Below are 5,352 nucleotides of genomic sequence, written 5' to 3' on the forward strand. Positions count from 1 at the left end.
GCAACAACGCCCGCACCAACAGTACGGCCGCCTTCACGGATTGCGAAACGCAGACCGTCGTCCATCGCGATCGGGTGGATCAGGGTAACAACCATTTTGATGTTGTCGCCCGGCATTACCATCTCTACGCCTTCCGGCAGTTCGATGGTACCAGTCACGTCAGTAGTACGGAAGTAGAACTGCGGACGGTAGCCTTTGAAGAACGGAGTATGACGGCCGCCTTCGTCTTTGGACAGAATGTACACTTCAGATTCAAACTTGGTGTGCGGCTTGATAGAGCCCGGCTTAGCCAGTACCTGACCACGTTCGATTTCTTCACGCTTGATACCACGCAGCAGAACACCAACGTTCTCACCAGCACGGCCTTCGTCCAGCAGTTTGCGGAACATTTCAACGCCAGTACAGGTAGACTTAGCAGTCTCTTTGATACCAACGATTTCAACTTCTTCACCAACTTTGATGATACCGCGCTCTACACGACCGGTAACAACGGTACCACGACCGGAGATGGAGAATACGTCTTCGATAGGCAGCAGGAACGGCTTGTCAATCGCACGCTCTGGTTCTGGGATGTAAGAATCCAGGAAGCCAGCCAGTTCGATGATTTTCGCTTCCCACTCTGCTTCGCCTTCCAGCGCTTTCAGAGCAGAACCACGAACGATCGGAGTGTCGTCGCCCGGGAAATCGTACTGAGACAGAAGTTCACGAACTTCCATTTCTACCAGTTCCAGCAGCTCTTCGTCATCAACCATGTCGCATTTATTCAGGAACACGATGATGTACGGAACACCTACCTGACGACCCAGCAGGATGTGCTCACGAGTCTGCGGCATCGGGCCGTCAGTCGCAGCAACAACCAGGATCGCGCCGTCCATCTGCGCAGCACCGGTGATCATGTTTTTAACATAGTCGGCGTGGCCCGGGCAGTCTACGTGTGCGTAGTGGCGAGTCGGGGTGTCATATTCAACGTGAGAAGTGTTGATGGTGATACCACGAGCTTTTTCTTCCGGCGCGTTATCGATCTGGTCGAATGCGCGAGCAGCACCGCCGTAGGTTTTAGCCAGAACGGTAGTGATTGCAGCGGTCAGCGTTGTTTTACCATGGTCAACGTGGCCGATAGTACCGACGTTAACGTGCGGTTTAGTACGTTCAAATTTTTCTTTAGACATCGATTGTCCCTCTAAGACACGGATAAATCGGTGATATCACCACATCAACCAGGCAATATACCTGAGCTGTTGAATGCTTTTAAAAGTAAACAGAGAGAAACGGGAAGGAGAAGTGAAGTGGTGCTGATACCCAGAGTCGAACTGGGGACCTCACCCTTACCAAGGGTGCGCTCTACCAACTGAGCCATATCAGCACGTCTGGAGCGGGCAGCGGGAATCGAACCCGCATCATCAGCTTGGAAGGCTGAGGTAATAGCCATTATACGATGCCCGCATCCTGAAACTCGGCTACCCAGTTCTTTCTGCAACAAAAAAGAGATCTCTCTCTTTTCTGTTCGAGCTGATTAATTTTTTAATCAACTCAGGCGGCGATAACGCTGCCAGAAAGTGGTGGTGGGGGAAGGATTCGAACCTTCGAAGTCTGTGACGGCAGATTTACAGTCTGCTCCCTTTGGCCGCTCGGGAACCCCACCGGACTTGATGGTGCCGACTACCGGAATCGAACTGGTGACCTACTGATTACAAGTCAGTTGCTCTACCTACTGAGCTAAGTCGGCATCAAGTAGCGCGCATTTTATGGAGACATGCGCACTCATGCAACTAAAAAATTGCATAAAATGTTCTATCGCTCACATTTTGCACTATACGACCGATAAATAATCTATTTCCTCTTTGGATTGAACAAATTTCCAACGCCAGGTGCCTCCTCAGAGAGGAATTTTGCTCCGGCAGGTACGCTTTGATAGAGAGAAAGCACATCTTTATACATCTGGAATACTCGTCACATTGCATTTCAGAGGATGATTTTTTCTTATTATTCCCCCCCATCTGGTGTTACCCTCCTGCCCATTGTCCAAATTAACTGAAATGTGCGTGCCATTGCGTACCGGGGATGATTTCGTTTTTTACCGCAGACCTGATATAGCAATGACAGCCAGACCATGCGTATGAGTATAAAAGAGCAAGCGTTAACGTCGCCTTACCTACAGTTTGATCGCAACCAGTGGGCTGCGCTTCGTGATTCCGTGCCGATGACCCTGACCGAGGAAGAGATTGCTCGTCTTAAAGGCATTAACGAAGACTTATCGCTGGAAGAAGTTGCCGAGATTTATTTGCCTCTCTCGCGTTTGCTAAACTTTTACATCAGTTCGAACCTGCGACGTCAGGCCGTGCTGGAGCAATTTTTAGGCACGAATGGCGAGCGTATTCCTTATATTATTAGCATTGCTGGCAGCGTCGCCGTCGGTAAAAGTACGACTGCGCGTGTTTTGCAGGCTTTGCTCAGTCGCTGGCCCGAGCATCGCAAGGTCGAGTTGATTACTACCGATGGCTTTCTCCACCCTAACCAGGTATTGAAAGATCGTGGACTGATGAAGAAGAAAGGCTTCCCCCAGTCCTATGATATGCATCGCTTGGTTAAATTCGTTTCCGATCTGAAATCAGGCGTACCTAACGTCACGGCGCCGGTCTATTCCCATCTCATCTATGATGTGATCCCTGATGGCGACAAAACCGTTGCCCAGCCCGACATATTAATACTCGAAGGGCTAAATGTATTACAAAGCGGGATGGACTATCCTCACGATCCGCATCATGTATTTGTTTCTGACTTTGTCGACTTTTCTATTTATGTTGATGCGCCAGAAGAATTACTCCAGACGTGGTATATCAACCGTTTCCTGAAATTCCGTGAAGGGGCGTTTACCAACCCGGACTCTTATTTCCATAACTATGCAAAATTATCAGAAGATGAGGCTATCAACACCGCCACATCGTTATGGAAAGAGATTAACTGGCTGAATTTAAAACAAAATATATTACCAACGCGTGAGCGAGCAAGCTTAATCATGACGAAAAGTGCCAATCATGCCGTTGAGCAAGTCAGGTTGAGAAAATAAATAAGAAGGGGAGCAACAGCTCCCCTTCTTATTACTCAGCGCTTCTTAGCGATATTTCTCCACCCATCCAGGGTTTGATCTCGCCATTTTGTTCAAGCAATAATGCACCTTGCGCGTCTATTCCACGTGAGATGCCAAATATTTCTTTATCACCAATAATAAGTTTGACCGGACGGTCGATAAAGTTATCCAGTCTCTTCCAGCGAGACAGATACGGCGCTAAACCTTCGTGCTCAAAGAGCACTAACGCAGCACGCAACTCACGTATCAGTCGGGCAGCAAGGGTATTGCGATCAATGTTAATGCCCGCTTCCTGCAGGTTAATCCAGCCTTGATTAACCACATTTTCTTCAACCCGGCGCATGGACATATTAATACCCGCACCGATAACAATCTGCGCGGCATCCCCTGTCTTACCGGTCAGTTCAACCAGGATCCCTGCCAGCTTACGGTCGAGCAAATAGAGGTCGTTGGGCCATTTTACACGTACCTTCTCTGCGCCCAGATCGCGTAAAACCTCAGCCATGACGATACCAATAACCAGACTCAGGCCAATCGCGGCAGCCGGTCCTTGTTCCAACCGCCAGAACATTGAAAGGTACAGGTTGGCACCAAACGGTGAAAACCATTTGCGACCACGGCGGCCGCGCCCGGCTTGCTGATATTCAGCGACACAGGCATCCCCTGACTCCAGTTGACCTATTCGGTCCATCAGGTACTGATTGGTTGAGTCGATAACCGGCAGGACTGTGATATTTCCACCATCCAGTTGAGAATGAATAAGTGAAGCATCTAATAGTTGGATAGGCTCCGGTAAGCTGTATCCTTTACCTGGAACAGTAAAGACATCAACCCCCCAGTCGCGTACCGTCTGGACATGCTTATTGATTGCGGCACGGCTCATTCCCAACTTTTCACCGAGCTGCTCACCGGAATGAAATTCGCCGTCAGCGAGTAATGAAATAAGCGTCAGAGGGACGGTATTATCCTTCATGCAATGATCTCCACAGCATTCATTTCACCCTGCGGGCCAATAAACCGGACCTCTGGTTCGAGCCAGACATTAAATTTCTCACCGACTTTTTGACGTACATGATGTGCAAGTTGCACCACATCCTGACTCGTCGCATTGTCTGCATTGATTAGCACCAGTGCCTGCTGTTGATGTACCGCTGCGCCACCAATGCGCATGCCTTTTAGCTGGCATTGATCGATCAGCCAGCCTGCTGCCAGTTTCACAGAGCCATCAGCCTGCGGGTAATGAGGTGCTGTTGGGAATTTTGCCAGGAGCTCTTGCGCAATCTCTGCGGTGACAACCGGGTTTTTAAAGAAGCTTCCTGCATTACCGTTTACTTTCGGATCGGGCAGTTTTGTCGTGCGCATATGGCAGACAGAATCAAAAACTTGCTGAGGCGTCACCGTTGTAGGATCCAGGCGCGTCAGATCGCTATAGGTCAGTACCGGATGCCACTGTTTAGACAAGCGTAAACCAACAGCAATAATTGCGAAGCGATCCTGGTATTCATGTTTGAAGATGCTGTCACGATAACCAAAACGACATTCTGCTGCACCAACACGCAGATGTTTGCCAGTCGACAGCTCAACGCAGTCTACGTATTCGCAGACGCGCTGTAGCTCTACGCCATAGGCACCTATATTCTGGATTGGCGATGAACCCACGCAGCCTGGGATAAGCGCCAGATTTTCCAGCCCAGGCATACCAAGCTGCAACGTATGCTGGACCAGATGATGCCAGTTTTCACCCGCACCTACGTGCAAATGCCACGCATCAGGTTGTTCTGTAATCTCAATACCCTTAATACGATTGACGATCACCGTACCCTGGAAGGTATCAAGAAACAGGACGTTACTCCCTTCGCCCAGGATCAGTACTGGATGATGCGATGCATTGGCTGATTGCCAGGCATTCAGTAATTGTTGTTCATTTTCGGCGCAGACAAGTTCATTCGTTTGCTGATCGATACCGAAGGTGTTCCAGGCTTTAAGGGAGTGATTCATAGACGCTTTCCTGATGCAAAATCGCGCCTAGTTTACCGCATATGCCGCAGGAAGGCTTGTGTTATGGAGGTTTTGGATATTGCTTTGCACCCGATGGTGCTGCGATGTGATGTGCCTGATGCGCTGCGCTTATCAGGCCTACAAAATACGTTCAGCCCAGCCCCTGCAGGCCGGATAAGGCGGCATGCCGCATCCGGCGGTTTTCATCCCGCACAGACGCAAAAAAGCCCATCCGGCAGGATGGGCTTCTTCACTTTAATTGATGC

Annotated in this window: 5 protein-coding genes, 4 tRNA genes and 1 pseudogene; 3 read left to right on the forward strand and 7 right to left on the reverse strand. The window is 49.6% G+C overall.

The window, feature by feature from the left end:
* The 5 genes from tuf to OGY37_RS05020 form a co-directional block, all read right to left on the reverse strand.
* Positions 1–1,169, reverse strand: a 1,169-nt coding sequence (gene tuf / locus OGY37_RS05000; protein ID WP_049014834.1) for an elongation factor Tu, incomplete at its 3' end; no start/stop codon positions are given.
* 118 nt (positions 1,170–1,287) lie between these two features.
* Positions 1,288–1,363: transfer RNA gene (locus OGY37_RS05005), tRNA-Thr, on the reverse strand.
* Positions 1,364–1,368: 5 nt separating this feature from the next.
* A tRNA-Gly gene (locus OGY37_RS05010) sits at positions 1,369–1,443 on the reverse strand.
* Between the two features lie 114 nt (positions 1,444–1,557).
* Positions 1,558–1,642 (reverse strand) — tRNA-Tyr (locus OGY37_RS05015).
* Between the two features lie 8 nt (positions 1,643–1,650).
* Positions 1,651–1,726: transfer RNA gene (locus OGY37_RS05020), tRNA-Thr, on the reverse strand.
* Positions 1,727–1,745: 19 nt separating this feature from the next.
* Here OGY37_RS05020 and OGY37_RS05025 point away from each other — a divergent pair.
* A pseudogene (locus OGY37_RS05025) lies at positions 1,746–1,826 on the forward strand (hypothetical protein); the annotation flags it as partial.
* Positions 1,827–2,116: 290 nt separating this feature from the next.
* Entirely contained in the window at positions 2,117–3,067 is a 951-nt protein-coding gene (gene coaA / locus OGY37_RS05030; protein WP_003031107.1) for a type I pantothenate kinase, read from the forward strand.
* Between the two features lie 31 nt (positions 3,068–3,098).
* Here the strand turns inward: coaA and birA are convergent, their stop codons facing one another.
* Positions 3,099–4,061: a bifunctional biotin--[acetyl-CoA-carboxylase] ligase/biotin operon repressor BirA gene (gene birA / locus OGY37_RS05035; protein WP_286620266.1), complete on the reverse strand. Its 963-nt coding sequence runs from the start codon at positions 4,059–4,061 to the stop codon at positions 3,099–3,101.
* Entirely contained in the window at positions 4,058–5,086 is a 1,029-nt protein-coding gene (murB, locus tag OGY37_RS05040; protein WP_286620269.1) for a UDP-N-acetylmuramate dehydrogenase, read from the reverse strand. The genes birA and murB overlap by 4 nt, the downstream gene beginning before the upstream one ends.
* A gap of 63 nt (positions 5,087–5,149) precedes the next feature.
* Here murB and OGY37_RS05045 point away from each other — a divergent pair.
* The coding region (locus OGY37_RS05045; RefSeq protein WP_286620271.1) for a hypothetical protein at positions 5,150–5,352 on the forward strand (203 nt) is incomplete at its 3' end.

Origin of the sequence: Citrobacter sp. Cpo030 (assembly GCF_030333005.1) — a bacterium.
GTDB classification, from domain to species: Bacteria; Pseudomonadota; Gammaproteobacteria; order Enterobacterales; family Enterobacteriaceae; genus Citrobacter; species Citrobacter portucalensis.